At 70.9% G+C, this 16,667-nt stretch carries 13 protein-coding genes, 1 tRNA gene and 1 pseudogene; 9 read left to right on the forward strand and 6 right to left on the reverse strand.

Annotated elements, in window-relative coordinates:
- Window positions 1-32 precede the first annotated feature (32 nt).
- The gene (locus NIE79_RS21755) at window positions 33-683 is read right to left on the reverse strand and encodes a hypothetical protein (RefSeq protein ID WP_238680313.1); all 651 of its coding nucleotides are present in this window, start codon (window positions 681-683) and stop codon (window positions 33-35) included.
- A 252-nt stretch (window positions 684-935) separates the two neighbouring features.
- Here NIE79_RS21755 and NIE79_RS21760 point away from each other — a divergent pair, with 252 nt between their 5' ends.
- Window positions 936-1,541, forward strand: a complete 606-nt coding sequence (locus NIE79_RS21760) for a copper resistance CopC family protein (protein WP_238680314.1) — start codon at window positions 936-938, stop codon at window positions 1,539-1,541.
- A gap of 124 nt (window positions 1,542-1,665) precedes the next feature.
- On the opposite strand, the gene gltX is transcribed toward NIE79_RS21760, so the two are convergent.
- Genes gltX through NIE79_RS21775 form a run of 3 tightly spaced genes read right to left on the reverse strand, consistent with a single transcriptional unit; the run spans window position 1,666 to window position 5,745 of the window.
- Window positions 1,666-3,075 (reverse strand): glutamate--tRNA ligase, encoded by a 1,410-nt coding sequence (gene gltX / locus NIE79_RS21765; RefSeq protein ID WP_308193204.1) that lies wholly within the window; start codon window positions 3,073-3,075, stop codon window positions 1,666-1,668.
- A 46-nt stretch (window positions 3,076-3,121) separates the two neighbouring features.
- A complete protein-coding gene (locus NIE79_RS21770; protein WP_238680315.1) occupies window positions 3,122-4,399 on the reverse strand; it encodes an MFS transporter in 1,278 nt (425 codons plus the stop codon).
- Window positions 4,396-5,745 (reverse strand): GH1 family beta-glucosidase, encoded by a 1,350-nt coding sequence (locus tag NIE79_RS21775; RefSeq protein WP_238680316.1) that lies wholly within the window; start codon window positions 5,743-5,745, stop codon window positions 4,396-4,398. Before NIE79_RS21775 ends, NIE79_RS21770 begins: the two co-directional genes overlap by 4 nt.
- Before the next feature lie 188 nt (window positions 5,746-5,933).
- Here NIE79_RS21775 and NIE79_RS21780 point away from each other — a divergent pair, with 188 nt between their 5' ends.
- Complete coding sequence (locus NIE79_RS21780; RefSeq protein WP_238680317.1) at window positions 5,934-6,380, forward strand: SRPBCC family protein; 447 nt, start codon at window positions 5,934-5,936, stop codon at window positions 6,378-6,380.
- Between the two features lie 134 nt (window positions 6,381-6,514).
- On the opposite strand, the gene aceE is transcribed toward NIE79_RS21780, so the two are convergent.
- Window positions 6,515-9,253: a pyruvate dehydrogenase (acetyl-transferring), homodimeric type gene (gene aceE / locus NIE79_RS21785; protein WP_308193205.1), complete on the reverse strand. Its 2,739-nt coding sequence runs from the start codon at window positions 9,251-9,253 to the stop codon at window positions 6,515-6,517.
- A 178-nt stretch (window positions 9,254-9,431) separates the two neighbouring features.
- Here aceE and NIE79_RS21790 point away from each other — a divergent pair, with 178 nt between their 5' ends.
- Together NIE79_RS21790 and NIE79_RS21795 are read left to right on the forward strand one after the other, a co-directional pair.
- Window positions 9,432-9,878: a hypothetical protein gene (locus NIE79_RS21790; protein ID WP_238680318.1), complete on the forward strand. Its 447-nt coding sequence runs from the start codon at window positions 9,432-9,434 to the stop codon at window positions 9,876-9,878.
- A 26-nt stretch (window positions 9,879-9,904) separates the two neighbouring features.
- The gene (locus tag NIE79_RS21795) at window positions 9,905-10,309 is read left to right on the forward strand and encodes a YjbQ family protein (protein WP_238680319.1); all 405 of its coding nucleotides are present in this window, start codon (window positions 9,905-9,907) and stop codon (window positions 10,307-10,309) included.
- Between the two features lie 116 nt (window positions 10,310-10,425).
- Here NIE79_RS21795 and NIE79_RS21800 read toward each other — a convergent pair whose 3' ends face one another.
- Complete coding sequence (locus tag NIE79_RS21800) at window positions 10,426-12,075, reverse strand: alkaline phosphatase D family protein (RefSeq protein WP_238680320.1); 1,650 nt, start codon at window positions 12,073-12,075, stop codon at window positions 10,426-10,428.
- 265 nt (window positions 12,076-12,340) lie between these two features.
- On the opposite strand from NIE79_RS21800, the gene NIE79_RS21805 reads away from it, so the two are divergent.
- The 5 genes and pseudogenes from NIE79_RS21805 (at window position 12,341) to NIE79_RS21825 (ending at window position 16,533) form a co-directional block, all read left to right on the forward strand.
- Window positions 12,341-12,745 (forward strand): MarR family winged helix-turn-helix transcriptional regulator, encoded by a 405-nt coding sequence (locus tag NIE79_RS21805; RefSeq protein ID WP_238680338.1) that lies wholly within the window; start codon window positions 12,341-12,343, stop codon window positions 12,743-12,745.
- A 567-nt stretch (window positions 12,746-13,312) separates the two neighbouring features.
- Window positions 13,313-15,283 (forward strand): annotated as a pseudogene (locus tag NIE79_RS21810) (thiamine pyrophosphate-dependent enzyme); the annotation flags it as partial.
- Window positions 15,284-15,395: 112 nt separating this feature from the next.
- On the forward strand, window positions 15,396-15,833 hold the full coding sequence (locus NIE79_RS21815) for a DUF3052 domain-containing protein (protein WP_030330240.1): 438 nt from the start codon (window positions 15,396-15,398) through the stop codon (window positions 15,831-15,833).
- A gap of 87 nt (window positions 15,834-15,920) precedes the next feature.
- A complete protein-coding gene (locus NIE79_RS21820) occupies window positions 15,921-16,385 on the forward strand; it encodes a peroxiredoxin (protein WP_238680322.1) in 465 nt (154 codons plus the stop codon).
- Window positions 16,386-16,461: 76 nt separating this feature from the next.
- Window positions 16,462-16,533 (forward strand) — tRNA-Val (locus NIE79_RS21825).
- Window positions 16,534-16,667 lie beyond the last annotated feature (134 nt).

A 16,667-nucleotide genomic window follows, 5' to 3' on the forward strand; every position in this document is an offset into this window, starting at 1 on the left:
AGCGGGTGCGTCGGGTCAGCGAGTGCGTCAGTTCAGCGGGTGCGGCGGCGGATCAGCAGGGCGATCCCGGCGAGGCCGACCGTGATGGTCAGCATCACGCCGACGTTGAGCAGCAGCAGGCGCTGCAGGTCGCCGAGCGCCTCGTCGAGGTCCTTCGCCGGGTCGAGCGTGTCCTCCGGGAGGACTCGCTCGCCGCCGCCCGCGCCGCCACTGACCGTGTCGAACTGCCGCTCCAGCGGCACACCGGCGGTGCGCAGGGTCTCGGACATGCTGAGCCGACCCAGGAACCAGCCGGCGCTGGTCTTGCGGCCGTCCGGCTGCTTCGCCGGCCGGAAGACGCGGGGGCCGCCGATCGCTTTGGGATAGAGGTCGTAGGTCTGTTTCGGCGTCTCGCCGGCGAGCACCACGACTGTGTATTTCGGACCGAGGTTGGCAGCCTTCGGACCGGTCGGCATGCCGGTGCGAGCGAGGAAGTTGACCTGGTCGATGACCGCGCCCACCAGGGCGGGCTCCTTGTCCGCGTGCAACCGCAGCGGCGCGGAGAGCCCCGTGCCGGAGATGTCCACTCCGGCGGGTGCCGGCTTCGGCGCCGCCGAGGCCGAGCCGGCGGTGCCCAGCGACAGCAGTGCCACCGCCAGCGTGCCCGCCAACACGGCGGCCAACCGCCTCATGTGTCGGACCATCCCGCCTCCTCGCCCCGTTCGATGGATGGCTTCGTCGTAACGTCTGGACCGATCTGCCGGTGCGGCATCGACCAGATGGTCGCGTCCACTCCTACAGACTCCGCAGAACGTCGATAAGTTGCAGCATTCGGAACAGTAATTGGAACTATCTGCGATCTCTGCTCGACTAATGAGGAGCCGTTTGATCAGCGGGCGGATCGTACCCTTACGGAGGGGTTCATGGGGGGCAGGGTTACACGTACGGTGCGGGTCATGCCAGTGGTGCTCGGCGTGGCGTTCGGTGTGTCGTTTCTGGTGCCGGCGGCACCAGCCGCCGCCCACAACGAGCTGACCGGCAGCAACCCGCGCGACGGCGCCCGCGTGGCGTCGGCACCCGCCCGGGTCGAGCTGCGGTTCCTCGCCAAGCCGTCGCCGACTACGACGAAGATCACAATAACCGGACCGGACAATGTGGTCGCTGGCGGGACTCCGGCCTTCGACGGCAGTCGGGTGCGGGTGCCGTTCAAGCCGGCCGCCGCCGGGCTCTACATCGTCGGCTACCAGCTCACGTCGTCCGACGGGCATCCGGTGAAGGGCGAGGTGCGGTTCACCCTCACCGCCGGCACCGCCGCCGACCCGTCCGCCTCGCCGTCGGCCGCAGCCAGCGCCAGCCCGACCGGTTCGCCCTCGGCCGTCGGCGTACCCTCTGCCGGGCCCGCGTCGGCGACACCCGGCAGCTCGACGGCCTCCACAGTGCCGGCGGCGTCGGAGCAGTCCGACTCCGGCGGTCGCTGGTGGATCTGGGCGCTCGGCGGCCTGCTGCTGCTCGCCGCACTCGGGGCCGGCCTGGTGTTCCGCCGCAGACGCGGAGCCCAGTGACCAACGGAGCGGAGCGCATTGCGCTCCGCTCCGCGATCTTGCACTTGCTGCCCCGACACAAGGGGCATCGCACTCATGTCGACAACCGAACCCGCAAGATCGGCGCGCGGGTGGGGCGGGGCCGTCAGACCAGGCGCAGGCGGGCGGCGCGCATCCGGGTCAGGGTGCGCTCGCGACCGAGCACCTCCAGCGACTCGAACAGCGGCAGACCCACGGTGCGGCCGGTGACAGCGACCCGTACCGGCGCCTGCGTCTTGCCGAGCTTGAGGCCCCGCTCGGCGCCGACCGCCTCCAGCGTCGACTTCAACGACTCGGCGTCCCAGGACTCCAGCGCCTCGAACGCCGCGACGGCGTCGTCCAGCAGCTCGGCGGAGCCGTCCTTCATCGTCTTGGTCCAGGCGGCCTCGTCGATCAGGGGCGAGGCCAGGAAGAGGAAGTCGACGTTCGGCACGATCTCGCTGAGCACCGCGATCCGCGTCTGGGCCAGCGGCGCCACGGCGGCGAACGCGTCGGCGTCGAACTCCTCCGGCTGCCACGGCGGTGGCGCGATGGTCCCGGTGCCGGTCAACCACGGCTGGCAGGCGTCGATGAACTCGGCCACCGGCAGCGCGCGAATGTAATCACCGTTGAACGCGCGCAGCTTCTTCTCGTCGAAGAACGCCGAGGAGAGGTTGACCTCGTCGAGCCGGAACTCGTCCTCGATGACCGACCAGGGCACGATCTCCCGGTCGCCGGAGGGGGCCCAGCCGAGCAGCATGAGGTAGTTGCGCATCGCGCCGGCGAGGTAACCCTCGTCGCGGTACGCCTCCAGGGCGACCTTGTCCCGGCGCTTGGAGAGCTTCTGCCGCTTCTCGTTGACCACCACCGGCACGTGCGCCCAGATCGGCGGCTTGACCCCGAGGGCTTCCCAGAGCAGCTGCTGCTTGGGGGTGTTGGGCAGGTGCTCCTCGGCCCGGATCACGTGGGTGATCCCCATGGTCATGTCGTCGACGACGTTGGCCAGCAGGAAGACCGGCGAGCCGTCGCCCCGGGCGATGACGAAGTCCTCGATGAGCTTGTTCTCGAAGGTGGGCTCACCACGGATCAGGTCGACCACCACTGTCGCGCCCTCGTCGGGCGTACGGAAGCGCAGCGCGTGACCCGGGCCGGGGCCGAGGCCACGGTCGCGGTGGTAGCCGTCGTAGCCCTGGTACTGCGAGCCGGTGCGGGCCTGCACGTCCTCGCGGGTGCAGTCGCAGTAGTAGGCGCGGCCCGAGTCGTACAGGCGCGCGGCGGCGGCCCGGTGCTCACCGGCGTTCGCCGACTGGAAGTACGGGCCCTCGTAGCTGCCCCGGGAGATCCCGATCCAGTCCAGCGCGGAGAGGATGCCCTCGGTCCACTCGGGCTTGTTGCGCGCCGCGTCGGTGTCCTCGATGCGCAGCACGAACACGCCGCCCTGCTGCTTGGCGTAGATCCAGTTCTGCAGCGCCGAGCGGGCGCCGCCGACGTGGAACATACCGGTCGGGGAAGGGGCGAATCGCACACGTACTGTCACGTCCCCCAGCCTACGGCGGTACGCGACTGCTTTCCGCCACCGCCCCCTACGGCACCGAGCGGATCTTGACGACCAGGGCGCTGCCGAGCAGGGTGACCGCGGCGGTGACCGCGTAGAGCGTGGGATAGCCGCCCAGGTACACCACGAGCGGGGCGGAGAGCGCCGGCCCGAGCACCTGCGGCGCCGAGTTGGCGATGTTGATGACGCCCAGGTCCTTGGCCCGGTCGGTGGCCCGGGGCAGCACCTGGGTGATCAACGCGGCGTCCACCGAGAGGTAGACGCCGTAGCCGGCGCCGAGCAGCAGCGCCGCGACGACGGCCATCGGCCAGACCGGCGCGACCGCCAGCAGCAGCGCCGCCACCGCCATGATCAGCCCGGAGACGATCACGTAGATCTTGCGGCGACCGGAACGGTCGGACATCCGGCCGGCGACCACGGCCGTCAGCATCATCCCGAGCGTGTAGAGCAGGATCAGGATCAGCAGGCCACCCTCGGGGTCGGGGTGGCGCACCCCGTCGGTGAGGAAGTACAGCAGGTAGAGGGTGCCCAGGGCATTGCCGAGCTGGACCAAAAACCGGGTGATCCAGGCCCAGGCGAAGTCCGGGTGCTGACGCGGGCTGATCCACATCGAGGCCAGCAGCGCCCGCGTGCGCACCACTGGCCGATGGGTACGCGGCAGCGGTTCGTCGGGGGTGAGCAGCGCGAACGGCAGCGACAGCAGCAGGATGGCCACGGCGATGGCGAGGTATCCGGCGGCGTTGCCGGTGACGACCGCGGTGACCAGTACCGCGCCGAGCACCAGCCCGAGCGCCTGTGGGATGCCCACCCAACCCGAGACGCCGCCGCGCTGCGTCACCGGAACCCGGTCCGGGATGGCGGCACTGAGGCTGGCCAGCATCGCGTTGAAGCAGACCTGCGCGGCGACCCAGCCGAGGGCGACCCCGAGGATGGTTCGTTGCTGGGCCAGCAGCACCAGGGCCGCCGCGCCGAGCACGGCCCCGCCCGCCGTCCAGACGTGCCGACGACCGAACTCGCGGCCGGCGATCCGTAGGCAGGTCCGGTCGGAGTACGCGCCCGCCAGGGGGTTGGCCAGCACCGCTGCCAGCGCACCGAGGCCGGTGACCACGGCCAGCATGTTCTCCTTGTCGCCGGGGGCGATCTGCTCGATCTGCTGCGGCAGCAGCACCTGGATCGGCGTGAAGAACGCCATCCACACGCCGAGGTTGGCCGCGAAGATCAAACCGATCCAGCCGCGGCGCACCGGCACCGTCGGCTCGGCGAGCGCCGCCGGCAGCGACGCCGGCGTCGGATCGAGGGTGGTCACCGCGTCGACCCCGGTCGGCTGGCCGCGATCACGTCGCGCAACCAGGTGTACGACGACTTCGGCGTACGGGTCTGGGTGGCGTAGTCGACGTGCACCAGCCCGAAGCGCTTGGTGAACCCCTCGGCCCACTCCCAGTTGTCCAGCAGGGACCAGACGAAGTACCCGCGGACGTCCACCCCGTCGTCGATGGCGGCCCGGACCGCCCGCAGGTGCCCGTCGAGGTAGGTGATCCGCTCCGGGTCCGCCACCTGCCCGTTCGCGTCGGGTGCGTCGTCGTACGCGCAGCCGCCCTCGGTGATCTCGATGGGCGGCAGCGCGTCGCCGTAGGTGTCGCGCAGCCAGCCGAGCAACTCGCGCAGCCCGTCGGGGGCCACCGGCCAGTCGAAGGCGGTACGCGGGTAGCCGTCCAGCGGCACGAGGTCGAACGGCAGGGGTGAACCCTCCTCGGCCGCCCGTACCCCGGTGGGGTTGTAGTAGTTGACCCCGAGCGCGTCGATCGGCGCGGCGATCGTGTCGAGGTCACCGGGGTGGATGACGCTCGGGTCGAAGCCGGGCAGCTCCGGGTAGCCGCGGCCGAGCAGCGGGTCGGTGAAGAGCCTGTTGTGCAGCACCTCGTACGCCGCACCGGCGGCCCGGTCGGCGTCACTGTCGCCGATCACCCGCACTGGCGAGTAGTTGTTGGCGATCGCCACCGGGCTGGCGGTGTGGGCGCGCAGCGCGGCGACAGCGAGCCCGTGCCCGAGCAGTTGGTGGTGGGCGACCGGGAAGGCGTCGAACAGCAGCATCCGGCCGGGGGCGTGCACACCCATTCCGTAGCCGAGGCTCATGTGGATGAACGGCTCGTTCAGGGTGATCCAGAGCCGGACCCGGTCGCCGAGGCGGGCAGCCGTCTTCTCGGCGTACTCGGCGAACCGGGCGGCGGTGTCGCGGTGCAGCCAGCCGCCGGCGTCCTCGAGGGGTTGCGGCAGGTCCCAGTGGTAGAGGGTGGCCACCGGGTCGATGCCGGCGGCCAGCAACTCGTCCACCAGGCGGTCGTAGAAGTCCAGGCCGGCCGGGTTGGCCGGGCCGGCGCCGGTGGGTTGGACCCGGGGCCAGGCGATGGAGAGCCGGTACGCGGAGACGCCCAGGCCGGCCAGCAGCGCCACGTCCTCGGTGTGCCGGTGGTAGTGGTCGCAGGCCACCTCGCCGCTGCTGCCGTCGCTGATCCGCCCGGGGGAGCGCGCGAAGGTGTCCCAGATGGACGGAGCTCGGCCGTCGGCAGTGGTGGCGCCCTCGATCTGGTGGGCCGATGTGGAGACGCCCCAGCGGAAGCCGGTGGGGAACTGGGGCATCGGTGCGGTCGACATGCGCCCTCCCGGTCAACGTGAAACGTGCTCGGGACTTTAGGGCGCTCTCGATGAATGCGCCATAGGCCGGCCTGGCGCATTCCGCAATGGTTGATCGGCGTGTCTTTTTCCGAACCCGTCCAGGTAAGTCCGATTTAGCGCATAGAGTGCCGATATCGTGGGATGTCCTCACCGGAGGAAAGACGGAAATGATCCTCGTGGAACGCAGTGCGCACGTGGCGGCGCCAATTGAAGTGGTCTGGGATGTCGTGCAGCGGGCCGAGCAGTTGCCGGCCTGGCTGGCCGGGGTCCGCGCGGCCGAAGTGCTCTCGGGAGAGGGCTTCGGGCGGCGACAACTGGTCCAGGCGGGGCGCGGCTCGGCGCATGAGGCCGAGGTGATCGCCTACCAGGAGCCGACGCTGATCGGCTGGCGGGAACGGGCCAGGGGTGCTGGATCTCGGGCGGAGGCGCGCACCGAGATCTACGTCCAGCTCACCGGAGACGAGGAGGAGGGCGGGACCATCGTGCGCCTCATCGTGGTCCGCTGGCCGGCCGGCCCGGTCAAGGCGGCCATGCTGCGCCTCGGACTGCGTCGGGTCGGCGCCGACCTGGAGGATTCGCTGGCCCGGCTCACCGACCTGGCCGCCGTCGGCTGACGAGCGCTCATCCTCCCGGCGTCACCCGCGACGGCGGTGGTCCGGATCCCCGCCAGGGCCCCCGGACCACCGCCGCTCCGTACACCGAAAAGGGCCCGGCGCATCTGCGCCGGGCCCTCCTCAGTGGTGCGGGGTCAGCTGTCGCCGCCGGTCTCGCCGACCGGGGCGGCGTTGACGTCGTCGATCGCGTACTTCTTGGCGGCCTCGGCCGGCACCGTGGTCGCCACCGCGCCGCTGCGGGCGAGCTGCCGCAGCGTGGCCACCACGATCGACTCCGCGTCGACGTGGAAGTGCCGGCGCAGCGCGTGCCGGGTATCCGACATGCCGAAACCGTCGGTGCCGAGCGACGTGTAGTCGCCGGGTACCCAGCGGGCGATCAGATCCGGTACCGCGCGCATGAAGTCGCTGACCGCGATCTTCGGCCCGTCCGCCTCGGCCAGCTTCTGCTGGATGTACGGAACCTTCGCCTCGGCGCCCGGGTTGAGCAGGTTGTACTCCTCGGTCTCCACAGCGTCGCGGCGCAGCTCGGTCCAGGAGGTCACCGACCAGACGTTGGCGGCCACCCCCCAGTCCTGGGCGAGCAGCTGCTGGGCCTTGAGCGCCCACTGCATCCCGGTGCCCGACGCGAGCAGGTTGGCCTTCGGGCCGTCGACCTGCGGTGCCGGCGAGTAGCGGTAGATGCCCTTGAGCAGGCCCTCCACGTCCACGTCGGCCGGCTCGGCCGGCTGCAGCGTCGGCTCGTTGTAGACCGTCAGGTAGTAGAAGACGTTCTCCTGCGCGTCCCCGTACATCCGGTGCAGACCCTGCTCCAGGATGTGCGCGATCTCGTACGCGAACGCCGGGTCGTACGCCACCACTGCCGGGTTTGTCGCGGCAATCAGCAGCGAATGCCCGTCCTCGTGCTGAAGGCCCTCACCGTTGAGCGTGGTCCGACCGGCGGTGGCGCCGAGCAGGAAGCCCCGGGCCATCTGGTCGGCCGCTGCCCACAGCCCGTCGGCGGTCCGCTGGAACCCGAACATCGAGTAGAAGATGTACATCGGGATCATCGGCTCGTCGTGCGTGGCGTACGCCGAACCGGCAGCGGTGAACGAGGCCACCGAACCGGCCTCGTTAATCCCCTCGTGCAGGATCTGCCCGGAGGTCGACTCCTTGTACGACAGGAACAGCTCGCGGTCGACCGAGGTGTAGCGCTGGCCGTGCGGCGAGTAGATCTTCGCGGTCGGGAAGATCGAGTCGAGACCGAAGGTGCGGGCCTCGTCCGGGATGATCGGCACCCAACGCTTGCCGAACTCCTTGTCCTTCATCACGTCCTTGAGCAGACGGACGAAGGCCTGCGTGGTGGCCACCTTCTGCTTGCCCGAGCCGCGCTTGATGTCGGCGAACCGCTCCGGGCCGGGGATGGCCAGCCGCTTCGTGCTGGTCCGCCGGGACGGCAGGTATCCGCCGAGCTGCTCGCGCCGCTCCTTGAGGTACGCCAGCTCCTCGGACTTCTCGCCCGGGTGGAAGTACGGCGGCAGGTAGGGGTTGTCCTCCAGCGCCGAGTCCGGGATGTCCAGGTAGAGCCGGTCCCGGAAGGTCTTCAGGTCCTCCAGGGTCAGCTTCTTCATCTGGTGGGTCGCGTTGCGGCCCTCGAAGTGCGAGCCGAGCGTCCAGCCCTTGATCGTCTTCGCCAGGATGACAGTGGGCTGACCGGTGTGCTCGGTGGCCGCCTTGTAGGCAGCGTAGAGCTTGCGGTAGTCGTGCCCACCCCGCTTGAGGTTCCAGATCTCGTCGTCGCTGAGCGGCTCGACCATCTTGCGGGTCCGTGCGTCACGGCCGAAGAAGTGCTCCCGCACGTACGCGCCGGACTCCGCCTTGTAGGTCTGGTAGTCGCCGTCGGTCGTGGTGTTCATCAGGTTGACCAGCGCGCCGTCGGTGTCCGCGGCGAGCAGCGGGTCCCACTCACGGCCCCAGACGACCTTGATCACGTTCCAGCCGGCGCCCCGGAAGAACGCCTCCAGCTCCTGCATGACCTTGCCGTTGCCCCGGACCGGGCCGTCCAGCCGCTGGAGGTTGCAGTTGATCACGAAGGTGAGGTTGTCCAGCTCCTCGCGGGCCGCGACGCCGATGGCGCCGAGCGTCTCCGGCTCGTCCATCTCGCCGTCGCCGAGGAACGCCCAGACGTGCTGCTGGGAGGTGTCCTTGATGCCGCGGTGCTGCAGGTACCTGTTGAACCGGGCCTGGTAGATCGCGTTCAGACCGCCGAGGCCCATCGAGACGGTGGGGAACTCCCAGAAGTCCGGCATCAGCCGAGGGTGCGGGTACGAGGGCAGCCCACCACCGGGGTGCGACAGCTCCTGGCGGAACCCGTCGAGCTGGTGCTCGCTGAGCCGCCCCTCAAGGAACGCCCGCGCGTACATGCCGGGGGAGGCATGGCCCTGGTAGAAGATCTGGTCGCCGCCGCCCGGGTGGTTCTTGCCCCGGAAGAAGTGGTTGAAGCCCACCTCGTAGAGCGACGCCGAGCTGGCGAAGGTGGAGATGTGCCCGCCGACGCCGATCTCCGGGCGCTGCGCCCGGTGCACCAGCATGGCGGCGTTCCACCGGACGTACGCCCGGATCCTCCGCTCGACGTGCTCATCACCCGGGAACCAGGGCTCGCGCTCCGACGGGATGGTGTTGATGTAATCGGTGGTGGTCAGGGGCGGAACCCCGACCTGGCGCTCACGGGCCCGCTCCAGCAGGCGCAGCATGACGTAGCGGGCGCGTTTGGCGCCGCGTTCGTCGATGACACCGTCAAGCGACTCGACCCATTCGCTGGTCTCTTCAGGGTCGATGTCCGGAAGCTGGCTCGGTAGGCCGTCGCTGATCACCGGGCGCTTGCGTTCCGTAGCCACAGGCGTTCCCTCGGTTGTGTGTGGGATAGGTCTCTAGCGCCATCCTGCCCCCTGGTGGCACCCGTCGTCACGTCTAGGTGCCCCCGACGCGATGCTGAACACAGGTACTCGCCGGTAACTTAGCGCGACGGGCGGTCGGAACCTGAGTGGTTTGACCGCCACTCCTACCGTCAGCACCATGAACGGACGTTCTGTCGCGGTCGCCGCCAGCATGATCGTTTTCGGGGTGGTTGGCCTGGTCATCGGCGCTGTCGCCCTCGCCTCCGGCAATTACTGGCCGACTGTGGGACTGATGGCCCTCGGGGCCCTCCTGGTCGTGTTCGGCGTGGTCCTGTTGCGGGCGGCGGTCCGCGCGGCCCGTCTGAACGGCCAGGCTGGCCGTCGTCGCCGCCGTCCAGACTCGGACGGCGGCGGGTACGGCTTCTACCCGATGCCCGCAGGGGACGCCGGGAGCGGGCACGTCGGCCGCCAGCGCGACGGCGACCACGACAACTCCGACGGTACGGAGCCGGCCGGCGGCGGCGACTCCGGCGGCGGCTGGTCCGACTGGGGCTGGTCCGGTGGTGACTCTGGCGGCGGCTGGTCCGGCGGCGGTGACTCCGGCGGCGGTGGCGGCAGCTCCTGACCGCACCCTGCGGCAGAATGCGACGTATGCGCAGCGACGTGATCACCGTCCAGACCGGGTCCCGACCGACAGTCCGGGACATCACCGCAGAGGCTCAGCAGTTCGTCTCGGGCGAGGGCGACGGCCTGCTGCACGTCTTCGTGCCGCACGCCACCGCCGGCCTGGCGATCATCGAGACCGGGTCGGGGTCCGACGACGACCTGCTCAGCGCGCTGGACGACCTGCTCCCCACCGAGGACCGCTGGCGGCACCGACACGGCTCGCCCGGCCACGGTCGCGACCACGTGCTGCCGGCGTTCATCCCGCCGTACGCCACGCTGCCGGTGCTCGGCGGTCGGCTGGCGCTCGGCACCTGGCAGTCGATCTGCCTCGTCGACACCAACGGCGACAACCCGACCCGCCAGGTCCGCTTCTCCTTCCTCCCCGCCTGACCCCCGCGCCGTCGTCCCGCCTCAAGATCCGCACAACTTCCCCGAAACTGCTGCCTCGGCGCGTGGCGAGGCAACAAAATCCTTGATTTTGCGCGGATCTTGAGGCGTAGGGCGGGTTACGGGCGGACGGTCTCCTGCTGGACGGTCTGCTGGCCGGGGTCCGCAGATGGCGTGGCAGTGCGGGCTCCTGACGGAAGCGGGTTGTCCGCCGTCTGGTGCAAGCCGGGCACGCGGTCCTCGATCACGAACGAGGCCCGCGTGTACGCGGGCGCGTCCGGCCGAGTGACGTACGGCAGTACGTCGAAGTCGGCCGTGAGCTGCCCCGGAGTGATCGTCGTGCGGACGTACCCCCGGAGGTTGTTCTGGAAGCGCAGGTGCGGGTTGAACGCGAACCACGGGTGCGAGCCGGAGACCGAGTCCGCGCCGTCGCCGGTCGAGGTGATCGACGAGCAGACCAGTTCGGTGCCGACAGTGCGCGAGGTCGGGTCGGCGTAATCGAGCTTGAGGTCGCTGGCCCAGTGGGCGTGCACGTCGCCGGTCAGCACCACCGGGTTGCGCACCCCGGCACCGAGCCAGCCCCGGGTGATCCGGTCCCGGGAAGCGGCGTAGCCGTCCCAGGCGTCCATGCTGGTGACCGTGAGCGGGCCGGAGTTGTTGTCCCGTTGAGCGAAGAAGACCTGCTGGCCCAGAATGTCCCACCGGGCGTCCGAACGGCGGAAGCCGTCCAGGAGCCACGCCTCCTGCTCGGCCCCGGTGATCGACCGGGCCGGGTCGGATGCCGCCGCGCAGTCCCGGTAGCCGTCGCCGCAGGCCTGGTCGTCGCGGTACTGCCGGGTGTCGAGCATGTGGAACGTGGCCAGACGCCCCCAGCGCACCCGCCGGTAGAGCTGCATGTCGATGCCGCGGGGGATCGAGGTGCGCCGCAGCGGCATGTTCTCGTAGTACGCCTGGAACGCCGACGCCCGCCGCGCGGGGAACTCCGGGTCCGGCGCCTCGGGCACCTCGTCGGCCCAGTTGTTCTCCACCTCGTGGTCGTCGAACACCACCGCCCACGGCGCCACCGCGTGCGCGGCCTGCAGGTCGGCGTCGGTCTTGTACTGGGCGTGCCGCTGGCGGTAGTTGGCCAGCGTCCGCGTCTCCGGTCCCTCATGGTCACGCGGGTTGCCACCCGGGACGTTGTACGTGTCCGGGGCGTATTCGTACTGGTAGTCGCCCAGGTGCAGGATCAGCTCCGGCTCGGTCTCGGCGAGGCGGCGGTAGGCGGTGAAGTAGCCGTGCTCGTACTGGGAGCAGGACGCGAAGCCCATCGCCAGGGCGGCCGGCATGGTCCACGGTGCCGGAGCGGTGCGAGTGCGCCCGATCGGCGAGAGGTGTCGCTCGGCGCGGAATCGGTAGAAGTACTCGCGCCCGGGCAGCAGGCCGGCCAGCTCCACGTGCACGCTGTGCGCCGAGCGGGTGCGGGCGACCGCTACCCCACGGCGCACCACGTGCCGGAACCGCTCGTCGGCGGCCAGCTCCCAGTGCACCGGCACGTCGCGGTCCGGCATGCCGCCGAGGCCGTCCTCGGCCAGTGGCTGCGGGGCCAGGCGGGTCCACAGCACGAACCCGTCGTGGTCGGGGTCGCCGGAGGCCACACCGAGGGTGAACGGATAGGTCAGCGGCCGGTGGGCCGCCGCCGCGCCGGCCGCCACCGGCAGCCCGGTGACCGCGCCCGCGGCGCCGAGTGCGGCGCCGGACAGCAGGATGGTACGTCGGGACAGTGACACGAGTCCTCCCCAGAGTCCGATCTTCGTGACTCCGGGAGCCTCGCGAGCCCCGGTGGCCGACAGGTGACAGCGAGTGGCCCTGCTCGTCGCCGGCAGTCGAACACCGATGACCACTGTCGATCCGTTCTGACCTGCCGCCCACGAACCTGATCGCTGAGTTGGACGACCGCGTACTGCGTACGATGTGGCCGTGACGCAGCAGGTGGGTTCCGCAGTGGGCGGGCCGGTGGACCGCGCCGGCCTCGCCGTCGACGTGGTGCGGCGGATGGCGCACGTCACCGACGCTCTGCGACACCGGCAGGGCACCGCGTTCGCCGAGTTGGGGCTCACCCCGGCGGCAGCCCGGGCGCTGCGCGAGTTGGACCCGGACCACCCGCTGCCGGCCCGGGATCTCGCCGGTCAGTTGGGTTGCGACAGGTCGAACGTGACGGTGCTGGTCGACAAGCTGGAGCAGGCCGGGCTGGTCGAGCGCCGCACCGACCCGACGGATCGACGGCAGAAGACGCTGCTGGTGACCGGGGAGGGCCGCGCCGTGCGGGCCCGGGTGATCGAGGTGATGTCCGACTCCCGACTCCTGTCCGGGCTGAGCGACGAGGAACTGGGCACCCTTCGTGAGCTGGTCTGGAAGGTGTCCGACGGTGGCTGTCCGGAGTCCTTCGGGCCGGAGTGAGCGCACCCCTGCCGGCCGTGTCCCACTGGGCGAGCAGGGCTTCCGTCGGTAATGCTGTCCGACGTGACCACCCCGCAAGATCTCGACGACCGGTTCCGGGAGACGCTGGCGGCGCTGCCTGCCGCCGAGCGGCGGCGTGACCCCGCCGACCCGGTCACCGACGACGCCCCACTGACCGGCGCGCAGGTGCTGGACCTGTTCGACGCGCAGGTGACCAGCCGGCAGCTCGACCTGGCCGGCCGCTGGTTGCGCAGCTTCGGGGAGGGTTTCTACACCATCGGGTCGGCCGGGCACGAGGGCAACGCAGCGGTCGCCGCCGCGCTGCGTCCCACCGATCCGGCGCTGCTGCACTACCGCTCGGGCGCCTTCTACTGCCTCCGCGCCGCCCAGGCCGCCGCCGGCCCAACGCTGGCCGCCGACTCCGAGCCGTCCGCCGACAGTGAGTCGACAGCCGACGGCGCATCGACCCGCGACCCCGAGCCGTCCGCCGATCCGCAGGTGTCCGAATCGGAGCCGGACGGGACCGGACCGACCTCGGCGACCTCGGCCGCCAACGGGTTCGGGACGTACGCCGACGCGGCCCGGGACGTGCTGCGCGGGATGGTCGCGTCCAGCCTCGAGCCGATCGCCGGGGGCCGGCACAAGGTGTTCGGCCGGGCCGACCTGGCCATCGTGCCGACCACCTCCACCATCGCCTCGCACCTGCCCCGCGCTGTCGGGATGGGACTGGCAGTCGAGCGGCTGCGCCGGCTGGACAGCGCCGGACGGCGCACCGGCGCCGGGGTGCGGGTCGGCAGCGGCGCGGGCGCCACACACGCCCCCTGGCCACCGGACGCGATAGTGGTCTGCTCCTTCGGCGACGCCTCGGTCAACCACGCCAGCGCCACCGCCGCCTTCAACACCGCCGGGTGGTACGACCACGCCGGGCTGCGGATCCCGGTGCTCTTCGTCTGCGAGGACAACGGGCTGGGCATCAGCGTCCGCTCACCGGAGGGCTGGGTCGAGACGACCCTGCGCGCCAAGCCGGGCATCCGCTACTTCAGCGCGGACGGAGCCGACCCGGTGCGGACGTACGAGGTGGCGGCAGAGGCAGCGACGTGGGTCCGCCGCAACCGCCGGCCGGCCGTGCTGCACCTGCGCACCGTACGGCTGATGGGCCACGCCGGGGCGGACGCGGAGTCGGCGTACCGGAGCCCGACCGAGCTGGCCGAGGACCTGGACCGGGACCCGGTGGCCGCCACCGCGCGGCTGCTGGTCGACGCCGGCGTGGCGACCGGCGAGGAGCTGCTGGCCCGGTACGACGAGACCGGCTGGCAGGTACGCCGGCTGGCCGAGGAGGTGCTGGGCGAGCCGAAGCTGGCCTCCGCGGCCGACGTGGTGTCGGCGCTGGCGCCCCGCCGTCCGGTGCGGGTGGCGCGGGCGGTGGCCGACGCCGCGGCGCGGGCCAGTGGGCCGGGCGCGGGCGCCCGCGCGGAGGCGTTCGGCGGCAAGCCGCCGGAGTTGGCCGGGCCGATGACACTGGCGCAGAGCATCAACGCCGCACTCGCCGACGGGATGCTCGACCACCCGCAGATGGCGCTCTTCGGTGAGGATGTGGCAGCCAAGGGCGGCGTGTACGGGGTGACGAAGGGGCTGCGCGACCGGTTCGGGGCGGCGCGGGTCTTCGACACGCTGCTCGACGAGACGTCGGTGCTCGGGCTGGGCCTCGGCGCCGGGCTGGCCGGGATGCTGCCGGTGCCGGAGATCCAGTACCTGGCGTACCTGCACAACGCCGAGGACCAACTGCGCGGCGAGGCGGCCACCATGCGGTTCTTCTCGCAGGGGGCGTTCCGCAACCCGATGGTGGTGCGGGTGGCGGGCCTGGCGTACCAGGAGGGGTTCGGCGGGCACTTCCACAACGACAACTCGGTGGCCGTACTCCGGGATGTGCCCGGTCTGGTGGTCGCGGTGCCGGCGCGGCCGGACGACGCCGCGCCCATGCTGCGGACCTGTCTGGCGAGCGCGGCGGTGGACGGCAGTGTCTGCGTGTTCCTGGAGCCGATCGCGCTCTACCACACCCGCGATCTGTACACGGATGGTGACGGCGAGTGGTTGGCCGGCTATCCGGAGCCGGGCGGGTGGGTGGCCGGGCACGTGCCGATCGGGCGGGCCCGGGTCTACCGGGTCGGCTCGGCGGACGACCTCACCATCATCACCTTCGGTAACGGGGTGCGGATGTCCCTGCGGGCCGCGGCCGTCCTCGCCGAGGAGGGCGTGGGCACCCGTGTGGTGGATCTGCGTTGGCTGGCTCCGCTGCCGGTGGCGGACATCATCAGGGAGTCCTCGGCGACCGGCCGGGTGCTGGTGGTGGACGAGACGCGCCGCTCCGGCGGGGTCGGCGAGGGCGTCATCGCCGCGCTGGTCGACGCCGGATATGTCGGTGCCGCGCGTCGAGTGGCGGGAGTTGACTCGTTTGTACCATTAGGTCCGGCAGCACGTCACGTACTGGTCTCCGAGGAAGCCATTACCGACGGTGCCCGTACGCTGCTGGCACGGTAAATTCCGTTCCACCCGGTGCGCCACTTGCGCGCAGAGGCACAACTGTGTGGACTTTGCCTGACGGCGTCGCAGCGACGCCGCGAGCAGGGACGAGATGAGGAGGCACGCGACAGTGAGCGCGACCGCTGGTCAGGCCGCCGACGGGGTACGCAGCCTGGCGGACCGGTTCGGAATCGAACCGGGGATGGTCGTCATGGAGATGGGGTACGACGACGACGTCGACCAGGATCTCCGGGACGCCCTGACCGACCGCTGTGGAGATCTGGTCGACGAGGACACCGACGAGGTGGTCGACGCGGTGCTGGTCTGGTACCGGGACGGCGACGGTGACCTCTTCGAGCTGCTCGTCGATGCCCTCGGCCCGCTGGCCGACAACGGCGTCGTGTGGCTGCTCACCCCGAAGGCGGGGCGTGAGGGGCACGTCGAGCCGAGCGAGGTCGCGGAGTCCGCGCCCACCGCCGGCCTTCAGCAGACCTCGACCGTCAACGCCGGCCGGGACTGGAGCGGCGCACGTCTGGTGCTGCGTCGAGGGGCCAAGGCCAAGAAGTAGCCAGCGCCGCTCCGCTCGCCCGACGGTCCGCCACCGCCGGGTAGCAGGCTGGTGCCGAACACCCGACTCGACGCGAGGAGAGTTCGCATGCCCATCGAGGTTGGTGCCGAAGCACCCGACTTCGTGCTCAAGGACCAGAACAACCAGGAGGTCCGCCTCTCGGACTTTCGAGGCAGGCGCGTCGTGCTGCTGGTCTTCTACCCGCTCGCCTTCACCGGCACCTGCCAGGGCGAGTTGGGCGAGGTGCGCGACAACCTCGGCGAGTACGTGAACGACGACGTCCAGGTGCTGACCGTCAGCGTCGACTCGGCCTACAGCCACAAGATCTGGGCCGACCGTGAGGGCTACCAGTTCCCGATGCTCGCCGACTTCTGGCCGCACGGCGCCGTCGCCCAGGCGTACGGGGTCTTCAACGACGTGGCCGGCTTCGCAAACCGGGGCACCTTCGTCATCGACAGGACCGGCGTGGTCCGCTTCGCCGAGATGAACGGCCCGGGCGAGGCCCGCGACCAGCAGGGCTGGCGCAAGGCCATCGCCGAAGCGACCAACTGACCGGGGTACGCCGTGCGCCCGGGTCGGTGGCGGGCAGGTAAGCTTGCCAGCCACCGGCCCGCCACACGGGCGATCCGGGCGCGTAGCTCAGTGGGAGAGCACCCGCCTTACAAGCGGGGGGTCGCAGGTTCGAAACCTGCCGCGCCCACAACCTTCTCCGACCTGCGAAGGCTCGGACGGCACGACTGGGTCACGAACGCCCGCACGACAGTGACGTGCGCAGGTTCCTCGCGTTGGTCACAGGGCGGGCGGTGGGCGTAGGCCTGACCCCCGTCGCCGCAG

The sequence above is a fragment of the Micromonospora trifolii genome, from assembly GCF_022229005.1.
Lineage (GTDB): Bacteria > Actinomycetota > Actinomycetes > Mycobacteriales > Micromonosporaceae > Micromonospora > Micromonospora trifolii.